This window comes from Pseudomonas knackmussii B13, assembly GCF_000689415.1.
Classification (GTDB): Bacteria; Pseudomonadota; Gammaproteobacteria; order Pseudomonadales; family Pseudomonadaceae; genus Pseudomonas; species Pseudomonas knackmussii.
Genome location: NZ_HG322950.1, coordinates 5,934,782 through 5,953,139, shown reverse-complemented (window position 1 = coordinate 5,953,139; position 18,358 = coordinate 5,934,782). Strand labels below are relative to the sequence as shown.

Annotated in this window: 22 protein-coding genes; 10 read left to right on the top strand and 12 right to left on the bottom strand. The window is 66.8% G+C overall.

Translation table 11 applies throughout. The annotated features are described in order from the left end of the window. Positions 1-15: 15 nt before the first annotated feature. On the bottom strand, positions 16-1,461 hold the full coding sequence (locus PKB_RS27725) for an aminotransferase-like domain-containing protein (RefSeq protein WP_043256417.1): 1,446 nt from the start codon (positions 1,459-1,461) through the stop codon (positions 16-18). 174 nt (positions 1,462-1,635) lie between these two features. On the opposite strand from PKB_RS27725, the gene PKB_RS27720 reads away from it, so the two are divergent. Continuing rightward, entirely contained in the window at positions 1,636-1,866 is a 231-nt protein-coding gene (locus PKB_RS27720) for a DUF1127 domain-containing protein (protein ID WP_043256415.1), read from the top strand. Here the strand turns inward: PKB_RS27720 and PKB_RS27715 are convergent. Continuing rightward, positions 1,863-3,350: a YifB family Mg chelatase-like AAA ATPase gene (locus PKB_RS27715; protein ID WP_043256413.1), complete on the bottom strand. Its 1,488-nt coding sequence runs from the start codon at positions 3,348-3,350 to the stop codon at positions 1,863-1,865. The two genes, PKB_RS27720 and PKB_RS27715, sit on opposite strands and share 4 nt — an antisense overlap. 34 nt (positions 3,351-3,384) lie before the next feature. Further along, positions 3,385-3,651 carry an accessory factor UbiK family protein gene (locus PKB_RS27710; protein ID WP_043256412.1) on the bottom strand — a complete coding sequence of 89 codons (267 nt, stop codon included), beginning with the start codon at positions 3,649-3,651 and terminating at the stop codon, positions 3,385-3,387. A gap of 424 nt (positions 3,652-4,075) precedes the next feature. Here PKB_RS27710 and glnK point away from each other — a divergent pair, with 424 nt between their 5' ends. From glnK to sutA, 4 genes are all read left to right on the top strand, one after another. After that, the gene (glnK, locus tag PKB_RS27705) at positions 4,076-4,414 is read left to right on the top strand and encodes a P-II family nitrogen regulator (RefSeq protein ID WP_003457590.1); all 339 of its coding nucleotides are present in this window, start codon (positions 4,076-4,078) and stop codon (positions 4,412-4,414) included. A 41-nt stretch (positions 4,415-4,455) separates the two neighbouring features. Beyond that, complete coding sequence (locus PKB_RS27700) at positions 4,456-5,790, top strand: ammonium transporter (RefSeq protein WP_043256411.1); 1,335 nt, start codon at positions 4,456-4,458, stop codon at positions 5,788-5,790. Positions 5,791-5,894: 104 nt separating this feature from the next. Beyond that, positions 5,895-6,320, top strand: a complete 426-nt coding sequence (locus PKB_RS27695; RefSeq protein WP_043256409.1) for a secondary thiamine-phosphate synthase enzyme YjbQ — start codon at positions 5,895-5,897, stop codon at positions 6,318-6,320. Between the two features lie 77 nt (positions 6,321-6,397). Next, entirely contained in the window at positions 6,398-6,724 is a 327-nt protein-coding gene (gene sutA / locus PKB_RS27690; RefSeq protein ID WP_043256408.1) for a transcriptional regulator SutA, read from the top strand. 69 nt (positions 6,725-6,793) lie between these two features. Here the strand turns inward: sutA and PKB_RS27685 are convergent, their stop codons facing one another. Genes PKB_RS27685 through lptM form a run of 6 tightly spaced genes read right to left on the bottom strand, consistent with a single transcriptional unit; the run spans position 6,794 to position 11,394 of the window. After that, positions 6,794-7,486, bottom strand: coding sequence for an HAD family hydrolase (locus tag PKB_RS27685; protein WP_043256406.1), 693 nt, complete (start codon positions 7,484-7,486; stop codon positions 6,794-6,796). Next, positions 7,483-8,403 carry a tyrosine recombinase XerC gene (xerC, locus tag PKB_RS27680; protein WP_043256405.1) on the bottom strand — a complete coding sequence of 307 codons (921 nt, stop codon included), beginning with the start codon at positions 8,401-8,403 and terminating at the stop codon, positions 7,483-7,485. The genes PKB_RS27685 and xerC overlap by 4 nt, the downstream gene beginning before the upstream one ends. A gap of 37 nt (positions 8,404-8,440) precedes the next feature. Further along, positions 8,441-9,142: a DUF484 family protein gene (locus PKB_RS27675; RefSeq protein ID WP_043256398.1), complete on the bottom strand. Its 702-nt coding sequence runs from the start codon at positions 9,140-9,142 to the stop codon at positions 8,441-8,443. 11 nt (positions 9,143-9,153) lie between these two features. After that, complete coding sequence (gene dapF / locus PKB_RS27670) at positions 9,154-9,984, bottom strand: diaminopimelate epimerase (RefSeq protein WP_043256395.1); 831 nt, start codon at positions 9,982-9,984, stop codon at positions 9,154-9,156. A 10-nt stretch (positions 9,985-9,994) separates the two neighbouring features. Then, positions 9,995-11,242: a diaminopimelate decarboxylase gene (lysA, locus tag PKB_RS27665; protein WP_043256393.1), complete on the bottom strand. Its 1,248-nt coding sequence runs from the start codon at positions 11,240-11,242 to the stop codon at positions 9,995-9,997. 11 nt (positions 11,243-11,253) lie between these two features. Continuing rightward, positions 11,254-11,394 carry an LPS translocon maturation chaperone LptM gene (gene lptM, locus PKB_RS27660; RefSeq protein WP_043256392.1) on the bottom strand — a complete coding sequence of 47 codons (141 nt, stop codon included), beginning with the start codon at positions 11,392-11,394 and terminating at the stop codon, positions 11,254-11,256. Between the two features lie 201 nt (positions 11,395-11,595). Between lptM and PKB_RS27655 the strand changes: the two genes are divergently transcribed. The 4 genes from PKB_RS27655 (at position 11,596) to rnk (ending at position 13,684) form a co-directional block, all read left to right on the top strand. After that, positions 11,596-12,645, top strand: coding sequence for an AraC family transcriptional regulator (locus PKB_RS27655; RefSeq protein ID WP_043256390.1), 1,050 nt, complete (start codon positions 11,596-11,598; stop codon positions 12,643-12,645). Between the two features lie 9 nt (positions 12,646-12,654). Then, positions 12,655-12,990 carry an iron donor protein CyaY gene (cyaY, locus tag PKB_RS27650; RefSeq protein WP_043256388.1) on the top strand — a complete coding sequence of 112 codons (336 nt, stop codon included), beginning with the start codon at positions 12,655-12,657 and terminating at the stop codon, positions 12,988-12,990. Continuing rightward, entirely contained in the window at positions 12,968-13,168 is a 201-nt protein-coding gene (locus tag PKB_RS29455) for a DUF1289 domain-containing protein (protein ID WP_084166749.1), read from the top strand. Before cyaY ends, PKB_RS29455 begins: the two co-directional genes overlap by 23 nt. Before the next feature lie 108 nt (positions 13,169-13,276). Further along, entirely contained in the window at positions 13,277-13,684 is a 408-nt protein-coding gene (rnk, locus tag PKB_RS27645) for a nucleoside diphosphate kinase regulator (RefSeq protein WP_043256387.1), read from the top strand. Positions 13,685-13,688: 4 nt separating this feature from the next. Here rnk and PKB_RS27640 read toward each other — a convergent pair whose 3' ends face one another. The 3 genes from PKB_RS27640 to PKB_RS27630 all read right to left on the bottom strand — a co-directional run bounded on the left by PKB_RS27640 (position 13,689) and on the right by PKB_RS27630 (position 17,259). Continuing rightward, positions 13,689-16,538: a class I adenylate cyclase gene (locus tag PKB_RS27640; protein WP_043256386.1), complete on the bottom strand. Its 2,850-nt coding sequence runs from the start codon at positions 16,536-16,538 to the stop codon at positions 13,689-13,691. A 139-nt stretch (positions 16,539-16,677) separates the two neighbouring features. After that, positions 16,678-16,911: a TIGR02647 family protein gene (locus PKB_RS27635; protein WP_043256385.1), complete on the bottom strand. Its 234-nt coding sequence runs from the start codon at positions 16,909-16,911 to the stop codon at positions 16,678-16,680. A 63-nt stretch (positions 16,912-16,974) separates the two neighbouring features. Further along, entirely contained in the window at positions 16,975-17,259 is a 285-nt protein-coding gene (locus PKB_RS27630; RefSeq protein ID WP_043256383.1) for a hypothetical protein, read from the bottom strand. Positions 17,260-17,348: 89 nt separating this feature from the next. Here PKB_RS27630 and PKB_RS27625 point away from each other — a divergent pair, with 89 nt between their 5' ends. Next, positions 17,349-18,332 carry a magnesium transporter CorA family protein gene (locus tag PKB_RS27625; RefSeq protein WP_043256382.1) on the top strand — a complete coding sequence of 328 codons (984 nt, stop codon included), beginning with the start codon at positions 17,349-17,351 and terminating at the stop codon, positions 18,330-18,332. The last annotated feature ends 26 nt before the right edge of the window (positions 18,333-18,358 follow it).

Genomic DNA, 18,358 nt, shown 5'->3' with positions numbered 1-18,358 from the left:
CTTCGCGGGCCGGCCTCAGGCCGGCTCGCTCTCGGCCAGTCGGCGTAAATCGGCAGTCAGCGCCGTGGCGCCGGCGCCGACCTTGCGTACCGCTTCTTCGATGCGCGCCAGCTCTCGGTTGGAATAGTTCATGCGCAGGCAATTCCGGTATTTGCCAGAGGCGGAGAAAATGTTGCCCGCCGCCACCTGCACCCCCTCGCTACGCAGCAGCTGGTTCAGGCGCACGCTGTCGAACTCAGGGGCCAGCTCGACCCAAAGCATGAAGCCGCCCTGCGGCCGGCTGGCGCGGGTGCCCTCGGGGAAGTAGCGGTAGACCCAATCGCTCATCAGGTCGCGATGGCGCTGGTACTGCGCGCGCATGCGGCGGATGTGCGGCTCGTAGTGTCCGCCGCCGACGAACTCGGCCAGGGCCATCTGCGGCTGCGGCGCACAGGTGCCGCTGGCGATGTACTTGAAGTGCAGGATGCGATCCAGATAGCGCCCCGGCGCCACCCAGCCGGTACGCAGGCCGGGCGCCACCGTCTTGGAGAAGGAACTGGCCAGCAGCACGCGGTCGTCGGTGTCGAACGACTTGATGCTGCGCGGTCGCGGATAACAATACGCCAGCTCGCCATACACATCGTCTTCGAGGATCGGCACGTCGTAGCACTGCGCCAGGTTGAGCAGGGCGCGCTTGCGGGCGTCGGGCATGATGTAGCCCAGCGGGTTGTTGCAGTTGGGCGTGAGCAGGATCAGTTTCACTGGCCACTGTTCCATCGCCAGTTCCAGGGCCTCCAGGCTGACGCCGTTGGCGGGGTCGGTGGGAATCTCCAGCGCCTTGAGCCCGTGGGCCTTGAGCGCCTGCATGGCGCCGTGGAAGCTCGGCGAGTCGATGGCGACGATGTCGCCCGGCTGGCAGATGGCGCGCAGGGTGACGGCCAGCGCTTCCTGGCAACCTGTAGTGATCACCAGCTCGCTCGGTGGCACCTGGCAACCGGAGTCCAGCATCAGGCGGGAAATCTGCTCGCGTAGCGGCAGGGACCCTTGGATGCCCTCGTAGCCCAGGCTGCGCAGGTCGGTGCGGCGTGCGGCGTTGGCCATGGCGCGCTGCATCGGTCTTAGCGAGGGGCTGGCAATGTCTGGCGTGCCGCGACCGAGTTGCACAAGCTCGCCGCCGGGAGCGCTGCGCACTTGCTCCAGTACCTGGTCCCATTGCGAAATTTCCACCGGGCGCTGCGCCGGCCGGGTCATGGCCGGCAACGCCGGGATATGGCGCCGCTCGGGGACGAAGTAGCCGGATTTCGGCCGTGGTTCGACCAGGCCGCTGTCTTCCAGGACCCGATAGGCCTGCTGCACCGTGCTGATACTGACGCCGTACTCTTCGCTCAGCGTGCGCACCGAGGGCAGGCGGTCGCCGGGACGGTAGAGCCCCTGCTCGATGCGTTGACCCAGGGTCTGGGCCAGTTGCGAGTAGCGCTTCATTACAGATTCCTCGTCGCAGGTGCTTTCCTGGAAGACCAGTACAGATCGTGCTGAAAAAGGCCATTCAGATGGCAATTCGGCGGATCTGTATCGAGAGAATAGCGCGAGTTTGAATCTGTAATGAAATTCGTGGATTGGTCAGGATTTCTCCAGGCTCACTGGAGGAACGACGACATGAGCGGCATGAGCGATGTACGCCTGACCCTGTATCAACAAGAACTCCTGGATATCAACGGGCGCGCGGTGGCGCCGCGCTACCCGCAGGAGACTCGCTGGCAGCAGTTCTGGCGGCGGGTGCGGACCCGTCGCCAGCTGCTTGAGCTGAGCGACGAGCAATTGCGCGACATCGGCATCAGCCGCGAGCAGGCGCGCATCGAGGCGCTGCGGCCGTTCTGGCGCTGCTAGTGGCCAGCGCGGTACTGCAGGGCTTCGGCCAGGTGCGGACGGGTGATGGCGGCGACGCCTTCCAGGTCCGCCAGGGTGCGGGCGACCTTGAGGATGCGGTGGAGGGCGCGCAGGGAGAGGTTCATCCGCTCGCCAGCAGTTTCCAGCCATGCTTGGTCTTGATCGCTCAGTGCACAATTTTGGTGCATGGATTTCAGGTCGAGGAAAGCGTTCGGACAACCTTGGCGATGCAGCTGGCGTTCGCGCGCCACGGCGACACGCGCGGCGATGTCGGCGCTGCTTTCGGCACTCGCCTGGGGCGCCAGGCGCGTGGTTTCTCGGCTGACGGTGAGATGCAGGTCGATGCGGTCGAGCAGCGGGCCGGAAAGCTTGGCGCGGTAGCGCTGGATCTGCTCCGGCGTGCAGCGGCAGCGCCCGCTGGGATCGCCCAGGTAGCCGCAGGGGCAGGGATTCATCGCCGCCACCAACTGGAAGCGCGCGGGAAAGCGCACGCGCCCGTTGGCTCGGGCGATGACGATCTCGCCGTTCTCCAACGGCTCGCGCAGGACTTCCAGGACCTTGCGGTCGAACTCCGGAAGCTCATCGAGGAAAAGCACGCCCTCATGCGCCAACGTGATTTCGCCAGGCTGCGGACGTCCCCCGCCACCCACCAGCGCGGCCGCGGATGCGGTGTGATGCGGCTGGCGGAACGGGCGTTGCGGCCAGTGGGTCAGCGGACCGCGCCCGGATACCGAATGGATGGCCGCCACGCGCAGGGCTTCGTCTTCGTTCAACGGCGGCAGCAGACCGGGCAAGCGGCTGGCCAGCAGGGTCTTGCCGGTGCCGGGCGGGCCGCTCAAAAGCAGATTGTGGGCTCCAGCCGCTGCTACCAGTAGCGCGCGCTTGGCGGCGCTCTGGCCCTGGACTTCGGCGAGGTCGGGGTAGGGCGGTGATTCACGCAGCAGGCCATTGGCCTGGTAGGGCGCCAGGGGCGTTTGCCCGCTCAGGTGCGCCGCGAGTTCCAGCAGGTGGCCTACGGCGTAGACGACCAGGCCGCTGGCCAGGCTGGCTTCTTCGGCATTTTCCTTCGGTACTACCAGAGCGCGCCCTGCCGCACGCGCTGCCAGGGCTGCCGGAAGCACGCCCTGAACGGGGCGCACGGTCCCTGAAAGCGCAAGTTCACCGAGGCATTCCAGGGGTTCGAGCGAAGCTGCCGGCAACTGGCCGTTGGCCGCGAGAATGCCCAGGGCGATGGCCAGGTCGAAGCGGCCGCCGTCCTTTGGGAGGTCGGCTGGAGCGAGGTTCAGGGTGATGCGGCGGGCGGGGAAATCGAAGCCCGAGTTGAGGATGGCGCTGCGCACGCGGTCCTTGCTTTCCTTCACCGCCGTTTCCGGCAGGCCCACCAGGGTCAGCGAAGGCAGGCCGTTGGCCAGGTGCGCCTCCACTGTAACTCCCGGGGCTTCGACGCCGACTTGCGCGCGGCTGTGGACGATGGCCAGGGACATGATCGCTCCTTGATCGCAGACCGCTTGCGGCGGCTTATTCGGCCTCGGTGGGCGGGGTGAGCTTGGCTTCCATCTCGGCGACCTTCGCCTCCAGCGCCTCGAGGCGGGCGCGAGTGCGGGCGAGCACCACCATCTGGCTGTCGAACTCGTCGCGGCTGACCAGGTCGAGCTTGCCGAAGGCGCTCTGCAGCAGGACCTTGAACTGCGCCTCCAGCTCCGCGCGGGGCAGCGGCGATTCACCGCCGAAGAGGCGGCTGGCCTGGTGGCTGAGGGCGTCGAGGAGGGCTTTGGGCGGCAGCATGGCAGCGGGGTTCCGGAAATGGAGTCGGCCGGCAGTCTACCACGGCGTTCGCCGGGCCTGCGGCGAGGCGCGGGATCGAGTCGTTGCACAGTTTTTGCGCAGCTGCACCACCATCGCTGCGCGCTTCTGGTGCGATGCATGGCACCCGGCCATTGCCCGGAAACCCGTGTTTTTCGCTAAGGGCCTGAATACAAGGGCTTTTCATCGAACTGGCAAGATTCATGCTTCGGTGCCTGCATGGCGTGCACCGATGCAGGTCCGGTGCAGCTGGCGGAGCTGACGAAGCGCTTCGCGGGGAGCGGCTGCAATGGTCGGAGTGCTGAGGTAGGGCGGCCGGCGCGTTACAAAGCCAGACACTGCGCTTAGACTTGAGCCCGGGTTCGTTTTCCTGGGGCGAGTCCACCAAAACACGGGAGAGAGTTTCATGAAGCTAGTCACAGCCATCATCAAGCCGTTCAAGTTGGACGATGTGCGCGAGTCGCTGTCCGAGATCGGCGTGCAGGGCATTACTGTGACCGAAGTCAAGGGCTTCGGCCGGCAGAAAGGGCACACCGAGCTGTACCGTGGCGCGGAGTACGTTGTCGACTTCCTGCCCAAGGTGAAGATCGATGTGGCCATCGCCGACGACCAGTTGGACCGGGTAATCGAGGCCATCACCAAGGCTGCCAACACCGGCAAGATCGGTGACGGCAAGATCTTCGTCGTCAATCTGGAACAGGCCATCCGCATCCGTACCGGCGAAACCGGCACCGACGCGATCTAAGCCTAAGCCCAACCGAACCCCACGCCCCAGGAGAAACAAAAATGACTCTGCGCAAGTTCGCAGGGCTTGGCGCCCTATTGCCCCTAGTAATCCCCGGACTGGCCATGGCGGCCGATGCTCCGGCCCCGGTTCTGAACAGCGGTGACACCGCCTGGATGCTGATTTCCAGCGCCCTGGTGCTGATGATGACCATTCCCGGTCTGGCGCTGTTCTATGGCGGCATGGTTCGCGCCAAGAACGTCCTCTCGATCATGATGCAGTGCTTCGCGATCACCGCGCTGGTGAGCATCCTCTGGGCGCTGTATGGATACAGCATGGCCTTCGACACCACTGGCATGGAGAAGGGCGTAGTCAACTTCAACTCCTTCGTCGGCAGTTTCGGCAAGGCCTTCCTCAGCGGCCTGACCAGCAACGGCCTGACCTCCGCTGCCGCGCTGTTCCCGGAAAGCGTGTTCGTGATGTTCCAGATGACCTTCGCGATCATCACCCCGGCCCTGATCGTCGGCGCCTTCGCCGAGCGCATGAAGTTCTCCGCGCTGCTGATCTTCACCGGCCTGTGGTTCACCCTGGTCTACGCACCGATCGCGCACATGGTCTGGAGCGGCGACGGCGGCCTGCTGTGGGACTGGGGCGTGCTGGACTTCGCCGGCGGCACCGTGGTGCACATCAACGCTGGTGTGGCCGGCCTGGTCGCCTGCCTGGTAATGGGCAAGCGTAAGGGCTACCCGACCGCTGCCATGGCTCCGCACAACCTGGGTTACACCCTGATCGGCGCGGCCCTGCTGTGGGTGGGCTGGTTCGGCTTCAACGCCGGTTCCGCGGCTGCCGCCAATGGCACCGCCGGCATGGCCATGCTGGTGACCCAGATCGCCACCGCTGCCGCTGCCCTGGGCTGGATGTTCGCCGAGTGGATCACCCACGGTAAGCCGAGCGCCCTGGGCATCGCCTCCGGGGTGGTCGCTGGCCTCGTCGCCATCACCCCGGCTGCCGGCACCTGCGGCCCGATGGGCGCGATCATCCTCGGCCTGGCCGCTGGTGTGATCTGCTTCTTCGCTGCCACCACCCTGAAGCGCGCAGTTGGCTACGACGACTCCCTCGACGCCTTTGGTGTGCATGCCGTCGGCGGTATCGTCGGTGCCCTGCTGACCGGCGTGTTCGCTGCTCCGTCCCTGGGCGGTTTCGGTACCGTCACCGACATCGGCGCCCAGCTGTTCATCCAGTTCAAGGGCGTGGCTTTCACCGTCATCTACACCGCGGTGATCAGCTTCGTGATCCTCAAGGTGCTGGACCTGGTCATCGGTCTGCGCGTCAACGAAGAGGAAGAAACCGTGGGTCTGGACCTGTCCCTGCACAACGAGCGCGGCTACAACCTGTAAGCATCTCGTTGCTGTTCGAGCAAGGGCGCCTTTGGGCGCCCTTTGCTTTTTTTGGCGCCACGCTAGAATGCGCGCGCATCGGCAGCCGAATCGGAGAGCCCGCCATGTGGCAGCAGACATCGATCACCCTGCGCGCCCGTCCGCGTGGCTTTCATCTGGTCACCGACGAGTTGCTGGCGGAGCTGCCGCAGCTGAAGCAGTGCCGGATCGGCCTGCTGCATCTGTTGCTGCAGCACACCTCGGCGTCGTTGACCCTGAACGAGAATGCCGACCCTTCGGTACGCCGGGATTTCGAGCGATTCTTCAATCGCCTGGCGCCGCAGGGAGAGAGCGACTATGAACACAATTACGAAGGGCCGGACGATCTGCCTGCGCACTTCAAGGCCAGTCTGCTGGGCTGCCAGCTGACCCTGCCGGTGCGCGACGGGCGCCTGGCACTGGGCACCTGGCAAGGCGTCTACCTGGGCGAGCACCGCGATCACGGCGGGCCGCGCAAGGTACTGGCGACCTTGCAGGGCGAGCCCGTATGAATTTTTTCCGGCAGCGTTCGTCAAAGCGCGCGGCTGGGCTATAACTAACCTGCTTTGCAGCACCACGAGGTAGAACAATGAGCGACGAAGAACTGGAACAAGACGAGCTGGACGGCGCCGACGAGGATGACGGCGAGGAGCTGGCTGCAGCTGACGACGGCGACGCCGAGAGCGAAGCCGACGAAGCGCCTGCCTCTTCCGGCGGTGGTGGCAAGAAAGCCAAGGCCGCTGTAGAGGAAGAAGAGCTGCCCTCCGTCGAGGCGAAACAGAAGGAACGCGATGCCCTGGCCAGAGCGATGGAGGAATTCCTCTCGCGCGGCGGCAAGGTGCAGGAGATCGAGCCGAACGTGGTCGCCGATCCGCCGAAGAAACCGGATAGCAAATACGGCAGCCGTCCCATCTAAGGGGCTGCGTCGTGAAAAGGCCCGCCCTCCCGATCAGGGAGCGGCGGGCTTTTTCTTGGCTGCGAGAAATTACAGGTGGGTGAGGACCGCAGGCAATTCGGCCAGGCTGTGAATGATCTGGCTCGGCGCTTCTTCGCCTTCCCAGGGCTTGCGCGCCGGGTTGAACCAGATCGCGTGCAGGCCTGCGCGCCGCGCGCCGGCTATGTCGTCGCTGGGATGGTCGCCGATGTGCACGGCCTCCCGGGCATCGACACGTGCGCGTTTCAGCGCTTCCTGGAACGGCTTCGGATCGGGCTTGCCGATGCCCAGCTCTTCGGCGCAGAGGGCGAACTGGAAGTAGTCGGCCAGGCCCAGGCGACGCACATCGGCATTGCCGTTGGTGAGCACGCCGAGGATGAAGCGGTTGGCCAGCGCTTCCAGCGTAGGATGGACTTCGGGGAACAGGCTGACCTGATGCCGCGCGTGGAGAAATACCTGGAAGCCCGCCTCGGCCAGCTCCGCCGCTTCGGTTGCCGGGTAGCCGGCGTCGATCAGCGCGTGGAGCAGGATGCGCCGGCGCAACTCGCTCAAGCGGTGCTTGAGCATCGGGTCCTGTTCCATCAGCCGGGCGCGGATCGCCCACAGGTGCTCGATGGGTACCGGCCCGAGCTGGGCGGCGTTGACCGCCAGCCACTCGCGCAGGGTCGCCTCGGCGCTGTTCATCACCGGGGCGACGTCCCACAGGGTGTCGTCGAGGTCGAAGGTGACCAGACGGATGCTCATTCATCGGCTCCTGTGTCGTTGTCTCGTTTGCCGCGCCGGGCGCGGGGGTGGGCCTGGTCGTAGACCTTGGCCAGGTGCTGGAAGTCCAGGTGGGTGTAAATCTGCGTGGTGGCGATGTCGGCGTGGCCGAGCAGCTCCTGCACCGCGCGCAGGTCCTGGGACGACTCCAGCATATGGCTGGCAAAGGAATGACGCAGCATGTGCGGATGCAGGTGCTGGCCAAGCTCGCGCACGCCGGCCTGGCGCACGCGCAGTTGCACGGCGCGCGGGGTCAGTCGCTTGCCGCTGATGCCGACGAAGAGTGCATCATCTGCCGGGCGCACCTGTTCTCGGATAGGCAGCCATTGCTCGATGGCATGGCGCGCAGCGCTGCCGACTGGAAGCTCGCGGACCTTGTTGCCCTTGCCGACGACGCGCACCAGCCCGGCGGCGAGATCGAGGCCGCCGAGGTCCAGGCCGACCAGCTCGGACAGGCGCAGGCCGGACGAATAGAAGAGTTCCAGCAGGGCCTGGTCGCGGCGGGCAATGAAGTCGTCTTCCACGCCGCCGTCGAGAAGCTGCGCCGCGCGGTCAGCGTCCAGGGTGCGCGGCAGCTTGCGCGCCGCCTTGGGGGCGGACAGCCCGTCCGCCGGGTTGTGCCGGCAGAGGCGTTCGCGGATCAGGTATTGGTAAAGGCCGCGCACTGCCGACAGCAGGCGCGCCAGGCTGCGGCTGGCCAGCCCCTGCTGGTGCAGCCGGGCGACGAATACGCGCAGCTGGCGGACGTCGAGGTCGGCCCAACCAGTGATGCCCGCTTTTTCGCAAAGCTGGACGACCTTCAACAGGTCGCGCTGGTAGCCGGAAAGGGTGTGTGCGGACACCTGGCGTTCGCTGCGCAGGTGTTCGAGGAAGGCGTCCAGATCGGTGGCGAGGCTCAAACGACAAGCTCCCAGGGGCTGGCCGCCGGCGCGGTGATCAGCGCACCGAGCGCAGCGGCGTGGAGAAGCGCGGCAGGACGCGGGCGAGCACTTCGGCGACGTAACCGAGGAACAGCGTGCCGAGGGAGCTTTTGTAGTGCTGCGGATCGGAGCTGCCGATCGCCAGCACGCCATGCAGGCCCTGGTAGCTCAGTGAGACCACGGCGGCAGAGCCGACGGCGGCACCATCGGCCTCGCCGAACAGGAAGGTCAGTTCGTGCGGGCGCAGTACGCCGCAGACGGTCTTGCCGCCGGAGAGCAGGCCGCCGATGGCCTGATGCGCTTCCGCGCTGCTGACCGAGCGGCCCACCGGAAGATTGCTGTCGCTGAACAGGATCAGGCTGACGAAGGGTACCTGGAACTCGTGGCGCAGGCTGTCTTCGACGGTGCTGACCACGTCTTCGAGGCTGGTCGCGTCGAGCAGGTCGAGTACCAGGCGGCGGGTCTTCTCGAACAGGCGATCGTTGTCGCGGGCGACGTCCATCAGCTGCGCCAGGCGATGGCGCATCTCGATGTTGCGCTCGCGCAGCAGGCGGACCTGGCGCTCCACCAGCGACACGGCGCTGCCGCTGTCGTGGGGGATGCGCATTTCCGGAATCAGCTCGTCGTGCGCGACGAAGAATTCCGGATGCTGGCGCAGGTACGCGGCGACTTGTTCGGCATCCAGCGGCGCTTGGTTTTCCGGGTTCTTCTCGGTCATAGGCGTCTCGGTTATAGGCGGACCTGGCCTTCGTATACGCGGACGGCGGGCCCGGTCATCATAACCGGCTGCCCCGGACCTGCCCACTCGATGCTCAGGCGCCCGCCCGGCAGGTCGATCTGCACCGGCGATTGCAGCCAGCCCTGGCGGATACCGGCGACCGCGGCGGCGCAGGCGCCGGTACCGCAGGCCTGGGTCTCGCCAACGCCGCGCTCCCAGACGCGCAGGCGCGCATGGTGCGGGTCGACGACCTGCAGGAAGCCAATGTTGGCCTTGGCCGGGAAGCGCGGGTGTACTTCCAGTTGCGGGCCGAGGGTCCGTACCGGCGCGCTGTCGACGTTATCCACGCGCAGCACGCCATGCGGGTTGCCCATGGAAACAGCGGCCAGCTCGACGCTCTGACCGTCGACTTCGATGCTATAGCTCAGCGCCTCGACGTCGGCGACGAAGGGCACCTGCTCCGGCGCCAGGCGCGGGGCGCCCATGTCCACGCTGACCTGGCCGTCGTTGGCCACGCTCAGCTCGATGACACCGCCCTTGGTCTCGACGCGGATGACCTTCTTCGACGTCAGGCGCTTGTCCAGCACGAAACGTGCGAAGCAGCGCGCGCCGTTGCCGCACTGTTCCACTTCGCTGCCGTCGGAATTGAAGATGCGGTAGCGGAAATCGACATCGGGGCTGCCCGGCGGCTCGACGATCAGCAGTTGGTCGAAGCCCACGCCCGTGTGGCGGTCGCCCCAGGTCTTGACGTGGCGCGGCAGCACGTGGGCGTGCTGGCTGACCAGGTCGAGGACCATGAAGTCATTGCCCAGGCCGTGCATCTTGGTAAAGCGCAGAAGCATGGTATCGGCCTCACTCCGGCAGCAGGCTTTCGCCGGCGTAAAGCTCCTGCACGGTCTCGCGACGGCGCACTTCGAAGGCCTTGTCGCCGTCCACCAGCACCTCGGCAGCGCGGCCGCGGGTGTTGTAGTTGGAGCTCATGACGAAGCCGTAGGCGCCGGCCGAACGCACGGCCAGCAGGTCGCCTTCGGCCAGGGCCAGTTCGCGGCCTTTGGCGAGGAAGTCGCCGGTTTCGCAGATCGGTCCGACCAGGTCGTAGGTGCGCTTCTCGCCGTCACGCTTGCTGACCGGGGTGACGTCCATCCAGGCCTGGTAGAGGGCCGGGCGGATCAGGTCGTTCATCGCTGCATCGATGATGGCGAAGTCCTTGTGCGTGGTGTGCTTGAGGTACTCCACGCGGGTCAGCAGCAGGCCTGCGTTTGCCACGATGTAGCGGCCCGGCTCGAACACCAGGGTCAGCTGGCGATTGCCCAGGCGCTCGCGGATGGCGCGGATGTAGTCGCTGGCCGGCGGCGGGGTTTCGTCGCGGTAGCGCACGCCCAGGCCACCGCCCAGGTCCAGGTGCTGGATGACGATGCCGCGCGCGGCAAGGCGATCGATCAGCGCCAGCAGGCGGTCGAGGGCGTCGAGGAAGGGTTCCAGCTGGGTCAGCTGCGAACCGATGTGACAGTCCACGCCTTTCACTTCCAGGTTCGGCAGCTCGGCGGCGCGGGCGTAGATGGCCTCGGCCTCGTCGATGTCTACGCCGAACTTGTTTTCTTTCAGGCCGGTGGAGATGTAGGGGTGGGTCTGGGCGTCGACGTCAGGGTTCACGCGCAGCGAAACCGGCGCTTTCACGCCCAGTTCGGCGGCCACTTCCTGCAGGCGCTCCAGTTCCACGGTGGATTCGACGTTGAAGCAATGCACGCCGACTTCCAGCGCGCGGCGCATGTCGTCGCGGGTCTTGCCGACACCGGAGAACACGACCTTGGCCGGGTCACCGCCGGCGGCGATGACGCGTTCCAGCTCGCCACGGGACACGATGTCGAAGCCCGAACCCAGGCGTGCCAATACGTTCAGCACGGCGAGGTTGGAGTTGGCCTTCACCGCGAAGCAGACCAGGTGCGGCAAGCCTTGCAGGGCGTCAGTGTAGGAGCGGTACTGCTGCTCGATGTGCGCCCGCGAATAGACGTAGGTGGGAGTGCCGAAGCGTTCGGCGACCGCCGACAGCGCCACTTCTTCCGCGAACAGTTGCCCGCCGCGGACGTTGAATGCCTCCATGAATCGCTCCCTTACAGACCGTAGCGGTCCTTGCTGTGCTTGCTTTGGGCTTGCTGGTCGTCCGGCAGGTACAGCGGGCCTTTCTGGCCGCAACCGGCGAGCGCGGCGCTGAGCACGGCGAGCGCGAGGAAGGGAAGCAGCAGTCGCTTCATGGCGGAATCCTTGTAATAAAAGCGTCGATTGGGCCGGAGTATACCGACCCCCCGGCGCCTTGCCTATGCGACCCGGCTCCCGCCCGGCGGGGCTTGCGCCCCGGTTGGCCGTGTCTGCCGGGTATTTTCCCGAGGTCGCCGGGAGGGTTTGCCGAGGCCCCCGTCGAACCCCTAGCATCTGTCAGAAAATTCGGAGGACAGATGGAATCGCCAGCCGTACTCGCCGGGTCCATCTCCATGGCCTACGTACAGGGCCTGCTGGACCACCTCGAACGCCAGGGCATCGCGCCCGCACCGTTGCTGGCGCAGGTGCAGCTCGATCCGGCTTTGATCGGCCAGCGCGAGCCGCGCATCGCCGCCAGCGTCTACGTCGATCTGCTGGAGCTCGGCATGCAGCTGAGCGGTGACGACAACCTCGGCCTGCACCTGGGCGAAGCCATTCGCCCCGGGCATTTCGGCGTGCTCGGCTATCTACTGATGAGCTGCGCCACGCTGGGCGACGCCCTGCATCGCCAGGCGCGCTATGCCGGTCTGGTCGGCAGCCTGGGGCGGGTCGAGCTCGACGACGAGCCGGCGCGGCCGGGCTGCGAACCGCTCGTGCGACATAGCTGGGAGCCGCTGCTGCCGCGCCTGCAGCGTCAGCTGGCGGAGGAGACGCTGGCCTGCTGGCTGCGCTTCGGCCAGTGGATCTGCGCGCTCGACGAGCCTCCGCTGGAAGTACGCTTCCGCCATCCGGAACCGGCCGATACCCGCGAGCATCAGCGCATCTTCCGCTGCCCGGTACTGTTCGGTCAGGCCGATAACGCCCTGGTCTTCCCCCGGCGCCGCCTGGCCACGCCGTTGGGGCAGGCCGACCAGCAAATCCAGTGCGTGCTCGACGGTTATGCCGGGCGATTGCTCGACGGTATCCGCCGTGGCGACAGCGTCCTCGAGCGCGCCCGCCAACGCCTTGCCCAGCGCCTGCCCGAGCAGGACATCGACCTCGAAGCCCTGGCCCGCGAGCTGGCCCTGAGCCCGCGCACGCTGCAGCGTCGCCTGCGCGACAGCGGCCTGTCGTTCAGCCGCCTGGTCGATGAGACCCGCCAGCAACTGGTCCTGCATCACCTGCGCGATCCGCAGCTGGAGCTGGCCGACGTCGCCAGCCTGGTCGGCTTCAGCGAAACCGGCTCGCTGGCGCGCGCTTTCCGCCGTTGGACGGGGCAGAGTCTGGGCGAATACCGGCGTACACTGCAGCCTTTGGCAACCCCTTGAGGACGATGCATGAGCACGATGAGCGAAGCCCGCTTCCACGACCTGGTCGACCAGGTGCAGACCACCGTGGAGGACGCCTTCGATGACAGCGGCCTGGACGTGGACCTGGAGAACTCCAGCGGTGTGCTGACGGTGCGCTTCGAGAACGGCACCCAGCTGATCCTCAGTCGCCAGCCGGCGCTGCGCCAGCTGTGGGTGGCGGCTCGCTCGGGCGGTTTCCACTTCGATTTCGACGAATCCGGCAGCCTGTGGATCAGCGACAGCACGCGCGAACCGCTGGGCGAAATGCTGAGCCGCGCGACGCGCGAGCAGGCGGGCGAGGATGTCGAGTTCCCCGGCGTCTGAGGCACCGGTGCCTTCGCCTTGCTGTCGGCGCTGCTGCCTCGACGAGCAGGACGTCTGCCTGGGCTGCGGGCGCAGCCTGGCGGAGGTTCTCGAATGGAACGGGGCCGATGGCGCGCGCCGTCGGCAGATCATCGAAGCCGCCGCAGCCCGTTGCAAACCGCGGTTACCTTGGCGCTGACCGACCGGTCTTGCTTATTCGACCTGCTGTGATAGTGTCCCGGAAACCCCCGCCTTGGGCCGGGGTTTTTCTTTTTTCGCAGCATCGCCAGGGAGATCGCCGGCCATCATGACCACCTCGCCATCCATCACCGTTACCCGTCTCGACCTGCAGCGCCTGGAGCGCCTGCTCGACAGCCTGGAGGACTTCGGCCCTGCCGCCGAGGCGCTGGAAACCGAGCTGTCGCGCGCCCAGGTGGTCGGCCATGACGAGGTGCCGCCGGGCGTGGTGACCATGAATTCAAGCGTGCGTTGCCGCGAGGAAGGCAGTGGAAAGGAATACCAGCTGACCCTGGTCTATCCGGACCAGGTCGGGGGCGAGGGCAAGGTGTCCATCCTCGCGCCGGTCGGAACTGCCCTGCTGGGCCTGAGCGTCGGCCAGTCGATCGACTGGCCGGCCCCGGGCGGCAAGACCCTCAAGCTGACGCTGCTGGATATCACCTACCAGCCCGAGGCGGCCGGCGAGTACGCGCTCTAAAGCGTCAGGCCTGCTCCAGCGCGGCGTTCAGCGCGCTTTCCAGGCGCTGCTTGTAGCGCAGGTAGTGGATGCTCTGCAGGGCGTTTTCCGCAGTGATCGCCGACAGGTCCAGGTCGGTGATGTAGCACGGATAGCGGCCCTGCCCGGCGCGCTGGGCGAGGATGTGCCGTGCCACGGCCTGGAACAGTCCGGTGCCGTATTCGAGCTCGGAGAACTCGCGGTGGTTGCAGTACAGGGTCGTGCGCGGGCGTGACCCTTCGCCGGGTTCGAGAATCGCCTGGACGTTGTAGTGCGGCCGCGCCAGAGCGCTCTGCGGCGCGCTGCGCCGTTCCACCTTTTGCGCGCGGCCGCGTCCGGCCGGAAGCAGCTCGTAGTAGTGAATCTCCGGCCCCGCCGCCGCCTGGGCATCGCCCAGCGGCAGCTGCGCGCTGCGCCGGTAGAGCATGGCCTGGAGGAAGCGCTGCAGCGGCAGCAGCAGGGTCTGCTCGTCATCGCACGCCTGGCGCCGCATCCACAGCGAATTGCGCTCATCGAGAACATAGAGATCCGCCTGGCCCTCGTCCATGCGATAGAACACTTGCAGGCTCCCGGGGCGACCCAGCGGCAGGATCAGGCTGAGGTCCAGGCCTTCGAGCGCGTGCCGGTCGAGGTGCAGCGGGCTGAAGGCCGGCTGCGCTTCGCCCAGGTGCTCAAGCAGCGCCGGCAGGTCGGCCAGGCGCTGGTGGCTGACTTTGCCTGGCGTCAGGCGCAGCAGGTGGTAGTGCTGGCGGATTTGCAGCAGATAGCGCCCGCCACGGCCGCCGGCCAATTGCGCGTAGGCATCGCGGAAAAGGTCTTCGACCCGCTGGGCGATGGCTGCCGCGCGGTTGCGGCAGAAGCAGCGCACCAGCAGGCGCGGGGGCGCAGCGTCGGCCGACAGCCCGTTGAGGAAGTCGCGCAGGCAGTCGAGCAGCGCGGAGGGGCCCGCGTAGCGATTGACCAGCAGCTCGTTCCAGCTGTTCAGGCTGACCTGGTCGAGCGTCAGTACCAGGTTGTCGCGCACGCCCGAGTAGCCCAGGGAGTCGGTGCGCGCGGTGGTCATGTGCAGGTTGGCCTGGCTGTGCTGGCGCAACGGATCGAGGCCGACGTTGACCAGGATGAGCACGCTGCTCGGCACGCTGGGGCGTAGCAGGGCGTTCTCCTCGACTTCTTCCAGCGGCATGGGCACGGCCTGCTGCAGGCTGCTCAGCAGGTTGCTCAGCTCATAGTCGGTGAGGTCGCTGTCGCCCGGTTGCAGGGTCACGCGGGTGCTGCCGTCGATGACGCCATTTCGGTGGCTCCAGGCGAGCAGTTCGAGCAGCTCGCGGGCGCGCTTGATCGGTGCGTAGTTGCCCAGGTCGGCGTTGGCCACGCTGCCGCCGAAGAGGGCCCAGGAGGCTTGGCCGCCGGCTTCGGTGGCCGGCAGGCGGGCGAGGGTGAGGAGGTCTTCGGCGAGGTCCGGGGCGATCCCGGGGTTGATGAATTCGACCTTGCCGGCCTTGCGCTCGAAGGCCGCGTAGAGGCGCCGGCCGAGCACGCCGAGGTCGCGCGGGGCGATGCCGCTACCGGCCTGCTGCTGGCGGGCGAACTGAGAGAGGAAGCGGTAGCTGTAGGTCAGTTCGTTGACCAGCGCGCGGCGCTCCAGGCTGACCTGGCGGACCTTCCACTGGCTGCGCGCGTCGAGCAGGCCGAGCACGCGCGAGTCCCAGCCCCACGCATCGGTCATGCGCTCCATCAGCAGGCGCTGCCAGCTCTTGCGGCCCTGGCGCGGCGCGCGGCTGAGCTTCTTGCCGACCTTCAGGTAGAGGCAGCGGCGCACCAGTTCCAGGCGCTCGCTTTCTCCGCGCGCGGCCAGGTGCTCTTCAAGGCGGCGGTAGAGCAGGATGTAGGGGTCGAGCTCGTCGAGCTCCAGGCGCCCGGCGTAGACCTCGGCCTTGAAGCGCAGGGCCAGGCAGCCCACACGTGGGAACTCGCTGGCGTAGACCTCGCTCAGCAGCAGCTTGAGCACCGACTTGTAGGGCGAACTCATGCCTTTGAACAGTTGCCACATGCCTGAGCCGATGAACTCGCCCGGCGGGATATGCGCCAGGCTGCCGAGGTCGATCACCTCGTCGGCGCGGATGAAGCGCTTGCTCAGAAGTGTGTCGACGTACTCGCGGTAGCGGCCTTCCTCGTAGTCCGGCACCAGCCACCAGAGCGGGGTGCGTCCGCCGAGCCAGATGGCGGTCCGGTAGAACTCGTCGAGCAGCAGGTAGTGCTGGCTGGTGCCGCAGTCGTCGGAAGTCAGCTGGGCGTTGCGCGCGCCACTGACGAAGCCACGTGGTTCGACCAGGAAGCAGTGCACTTCGGCGCCCTGGGTCGCCGCCCATTGTTCGAGCAGGTCGCACTTGCGGCGCAGTTCGGCGACCTGCTCGGCGGGCAGCTCGTCGGCGTGGCAGACCCAGAGGTCGAGGTCGCTCTGTTCGGCCTGCGCCAGGGTGCCGAGGCTGCCCATCAGGAACAGGCCGTGGATCGGCAGGTCCTGCTCGCCGCGACGGGCCTTGTAGGTGAACGAACGGGTCAGGCGCTGCGCCTCGGCGAGCAGCTCGTCGCTGGGCACGAAGCTGCTGAGCCCGGCCGGGGTGGTGGCGGAAACGTAGCCCGGCAGCAGTGGATGGTTGACGTCCAGCAGCAGCGGCAGCAGGCGCAGGACCAGCTGCTGGCGGGTCGACAGCGCCTCCATGGCGCGCTCCAGGCGGCCCTGGTTGATCGCCAGGAAGCGCTTACGCAGGCGTGCCAAGACCTTGCGGTCGATGCCGTCGTCGATGTTCGGGCGAATTTCGTGGGTGAGGATCATGGGCTGCCGCGACCGCAATGCACTCACCGCGCCGGCGCTGGCGCGATGTCGTGAGTCTGCCTTGTATATCGACCGTGGAAGCGGGGTCTTTAAGTGGCGCATGCGGCCGCCGACGTTCGGCGGCCGCGCCAGGGGATGGTCAGGAGCGGAGGATGCCCAGCAGCACCTGGGCGTGTTCGGCGGCATCCAGCCCGAGGCTGGTCAGGTAGCCACCGTCGGCCTGGTCGAGCAGGCCCTTGGCATGTAGCCGGCGCGCCGCGTCGATGGCCGCCGGTTCGGCGTCATGGTGGATCTTCAAACCGGCCTGGGTGTTCTCCAGGTCGTACAGGCACAGCAGTTCGAGTTCCGCTACCAGTTCATGGGTAAAGGCCATGACGACTCCTCGCTGGGACAGGGAGCCTGCAGTGTAGCTCCAGGCGCCCGGTCGCCGGCAAGCTCATTCCGCGCCTTCTTCCTCGCCCGGCAGTTGCGGCAGGGCGCGCAGGGCCTGCTCATACCAGGCGCCGTCGAAGGGGCGGTCGGCGGCGAGCATGGCTTCGATCTCGTGGGCCAGCACAAGGGCCATCAGGTGCAGGGCGTCCTCGCGCTCATAGCCGACCAGGGTCAGCTTGTTGAAGACCGCGCGCGCTGCCGGCGGCTGCTCGCTCTCGATCTGGTTCTCGATGGCCTGGATCAGGGTGTCCTCGGCGAAGGATTCTTCGGTGTCGTCGATGTCGCTCATGCCTGGTGGCTCCGCGCGGGCTTGTTAAGCCGGTGGAAGTTGTCCAACCTGCGCTGACCCCGAAGGCCGCGGAAGGACGCGAAGGCGACATGATCACCTATTACTCGCTTGCAGGCGACCGCCTGGAGCCCCACCGGGGCGACCTGCAAGGCGGCATGCCGGCCGGCACGCTGTGGATCGACCTGCTGCACCCGACCCAGGAGGAAGAGGCGCTGCTCGAGTCGATCATCGGGGTCAACGTGCCGACCCGCGAGGAGATGGCGGAGATCGAGGACTCCTCGCGCTTCTACGAAAGCAACGGCGCGCTCTACATGACCACGGCTGTGGTGAGCGGCATTCGCGAGCATCGCCCCAGCACCGCCGAGATCACCTGCGTGTTGACTGCGAAGTGGCTCGTGACCGTGCGCTATGCCGAGCTGCTGCCATTCCGCACCTTCGAAGCGCGGGTGCAGCGCGGTGGCTGCAAAGGGACTGCCGACCTGCTGTTCGTCGAATTGCTGGATAGCGTGGTGGACCGAATCGCCGATGTCCTGGAAGAGGTGCAGGCACAGCTGGATACGCTGTCCCGCGACATCTTCACCGAGCACAATGGCGAGCTGCCGAAGAGCCGCCTGCCGAAGACCGACCTGCAGCAGATCGTCAAGCACCTGGGGCGCAGCAACTCGCTGCTGTCCAAGCTCAACGGCAGCTTGCTCAGCGTTGGTCGGCCCGTTGCCTATTTCCGCCAGGGAAGCAATGCCTGGGTCAGCGAGGACGCCCGGCTGGGAATGAAGTCGGTGGAGCGCGACGTGCGCTCGCTCAGCGAGTACCTGACGAAGATGTCCGGCGAGATCACCTTCCTGCTCGATGCCACGCTCGGCCTGATCAACATCGAGCAGAACAGCATCATCAAGGTGTTCTCCATCGCTGCCGTGCTGTTCCTGCCGCCGACGCTGGTGGGCACTGTGTACGGCATGAACTTCCAGCACATGCCCGAGCTGGCCTGGGCGGCCGGCTACCCCATGGCGCTGGTGGCCATGGTGATTTCGGCGATCCTGCCGTACCTCTGGTTCAAGTACAAAGGCTGGCTGTGAAGCGCCCGCCGGTGGCGGGCGCAAGG

What these genes read in the sequence shown, in the direction of transcription:
- PKB_RS27725 (WP_043256417.1), bottom strand. Translation starts at nt 1,461, where the DNA reads ATGAAGCGCTACTCGCAACTGGCCCAGACCCTGGGTCAACGCATCGAG.
- PKB_RS27720 (WP_043256415.1), top strand. Translation starts at nt 1,636, where the DNA reads ATGAGCGGCATGAGCGATGTACGCCTGACCCTGTATCAACAAGAACTC.
- PKB_RS27715 (WP_043256413.1), bottom strand. Translation starts at nt 3,350, where the DNA reads ATGTCCCTGGCCATCGTCCACAGCCGCGCGCAAGTCGGCGTCGAAGCC.
- PKB_RS27710 (WP_043256412.1), bottom strand. Translation starts at nt 3,651, where the DNA reads ATGCTGCCGCCCAAAGCCCTCCTCGACGCCCTCAGCCACCAGGCCAGC.
- glnK (WP_003457590.1), top strand. Translation starts at nt 4,076, where the DNA reads ATGAAGCTAGTCACAGCCATCATCAAGCCGTTCAAGTTGGACGATGTG.
- PKB_RS27700 (WP_043256411.1), top strand. Translation starts at nt 4,456, where the DNA reads ATGACTCTGCGCAAGTTCGCAGGGCTTGGCGCCCTATTGCCCCTAGTA.
- PKB_RS27695 (WP_043256409.1), top strand. Translation starts at nt 5,895, where the DNA reads ATGTGGCAGCAGACATCGATCACCCTGCGCGCCCGTCCGCGTGGCTTT.
- sutA (WP_043256408.1), top strand. Translation starts at nt 6,398, where the DNA reads ATGAGCGACGAAGAACTGGAACAAGACGAGCTGGACGGCGCCGACGAG.
- PKB_RS27685 (WP_043256406.1), bottom strand. Translation starts at nt 7,486, where the DNA reads ATGAGCATCCGTCTGGTCACCTTCGACCTCGACGACACCCTGTGGGAC.
- PKB_RS27675 (WP_043256398.1), bottom strand. Translation starts at nt 9,142, where the DNA reads ATGACCGAGAAGAACCCGGAAAACCAAGCGCCGCTGGATGCCGAACAA.
- dapF (WP_043256395.1), bottom strand. Translation starts at nt 9,984, where the DNA reads ATGCTTCTGCGCTTTACCAAGATGCACGGCCTGGGCAATGACTTCATG.
- lysA (WP_043256393.1), bottom strand. Translation starts at nt 11,242, where the DNA reads ATGGAGGCATTCAACGTCCGCGGCGGGCAACTGTTCGCGGAAGAAGTG.
- lptM (WP_043256392.1), bottom strand. Translation starts at nt 11,394, where the DNA reads ATGAAGCGACTGCTGCTTCCCTTCCTCGCGCTCGCCGTGCTCAGCGCC.
- PKB_RS27655 (WP_043256390.1), top strand. Translation starts at nt 11,596, where the DNA reads ATGGAATCGCCAGCCGTACTCGCCGGGTCCATCTCCATGGCCTACGTA.
- cyaY (WP_043256388.1), top strand. Translation starts at nt 12,655, where the DNA reads ATGAGCACGATGAGCGAAGCCCGCTTCCACGACCTGGTCGACCAGGTG.
- PKB_RS29455 (WP_084166749.1), top strand. Translation starts at nt 12,968, where the DNA reads ATGTCGAGTTCCCCGGCGTCTGAGGCACCGGTGCCTTCGCCTTGCTGT.
- rnk (WP_043256387.1), top strand. Translation starts at nt 13,277, where the DNA reads ATGACCACCTCGCCATCCATCACCGTTACCCGTCTCGACCTGCAGCGC.
- PKB_RS27640 (WP_043256386.1), bottom strand. Translation starts at nt 16,538, where the DNA reads ATGATCCTCACCCACGAAATTCGCCCGAACATCGACGACGGCATCGAC.
- PKB_RS27635 (WP_043256385.1), bottom strand. Translation starts at nt 16,911, where the DNA reads ATGGCCTTTACCCATGAACTGGTAGCGGAACTCGAACTGCTGTGCCTG.
- PKB_RS27630 (WP_043256383.1), bottom strand. Translation starts at nt 17,259, where the DNA reads ATGAGCGACATCGACGACACCGAAGAATCCTTCGCCGAGGACACCCTG.
- PKB_RS27625 (WP_043256382.1), top strand. Translation starts at nt 17,349, where the DNA reads ATGATCACCTATTACTCGCTTGCAGGCGACCGCCTGGAGCCCCACCGG.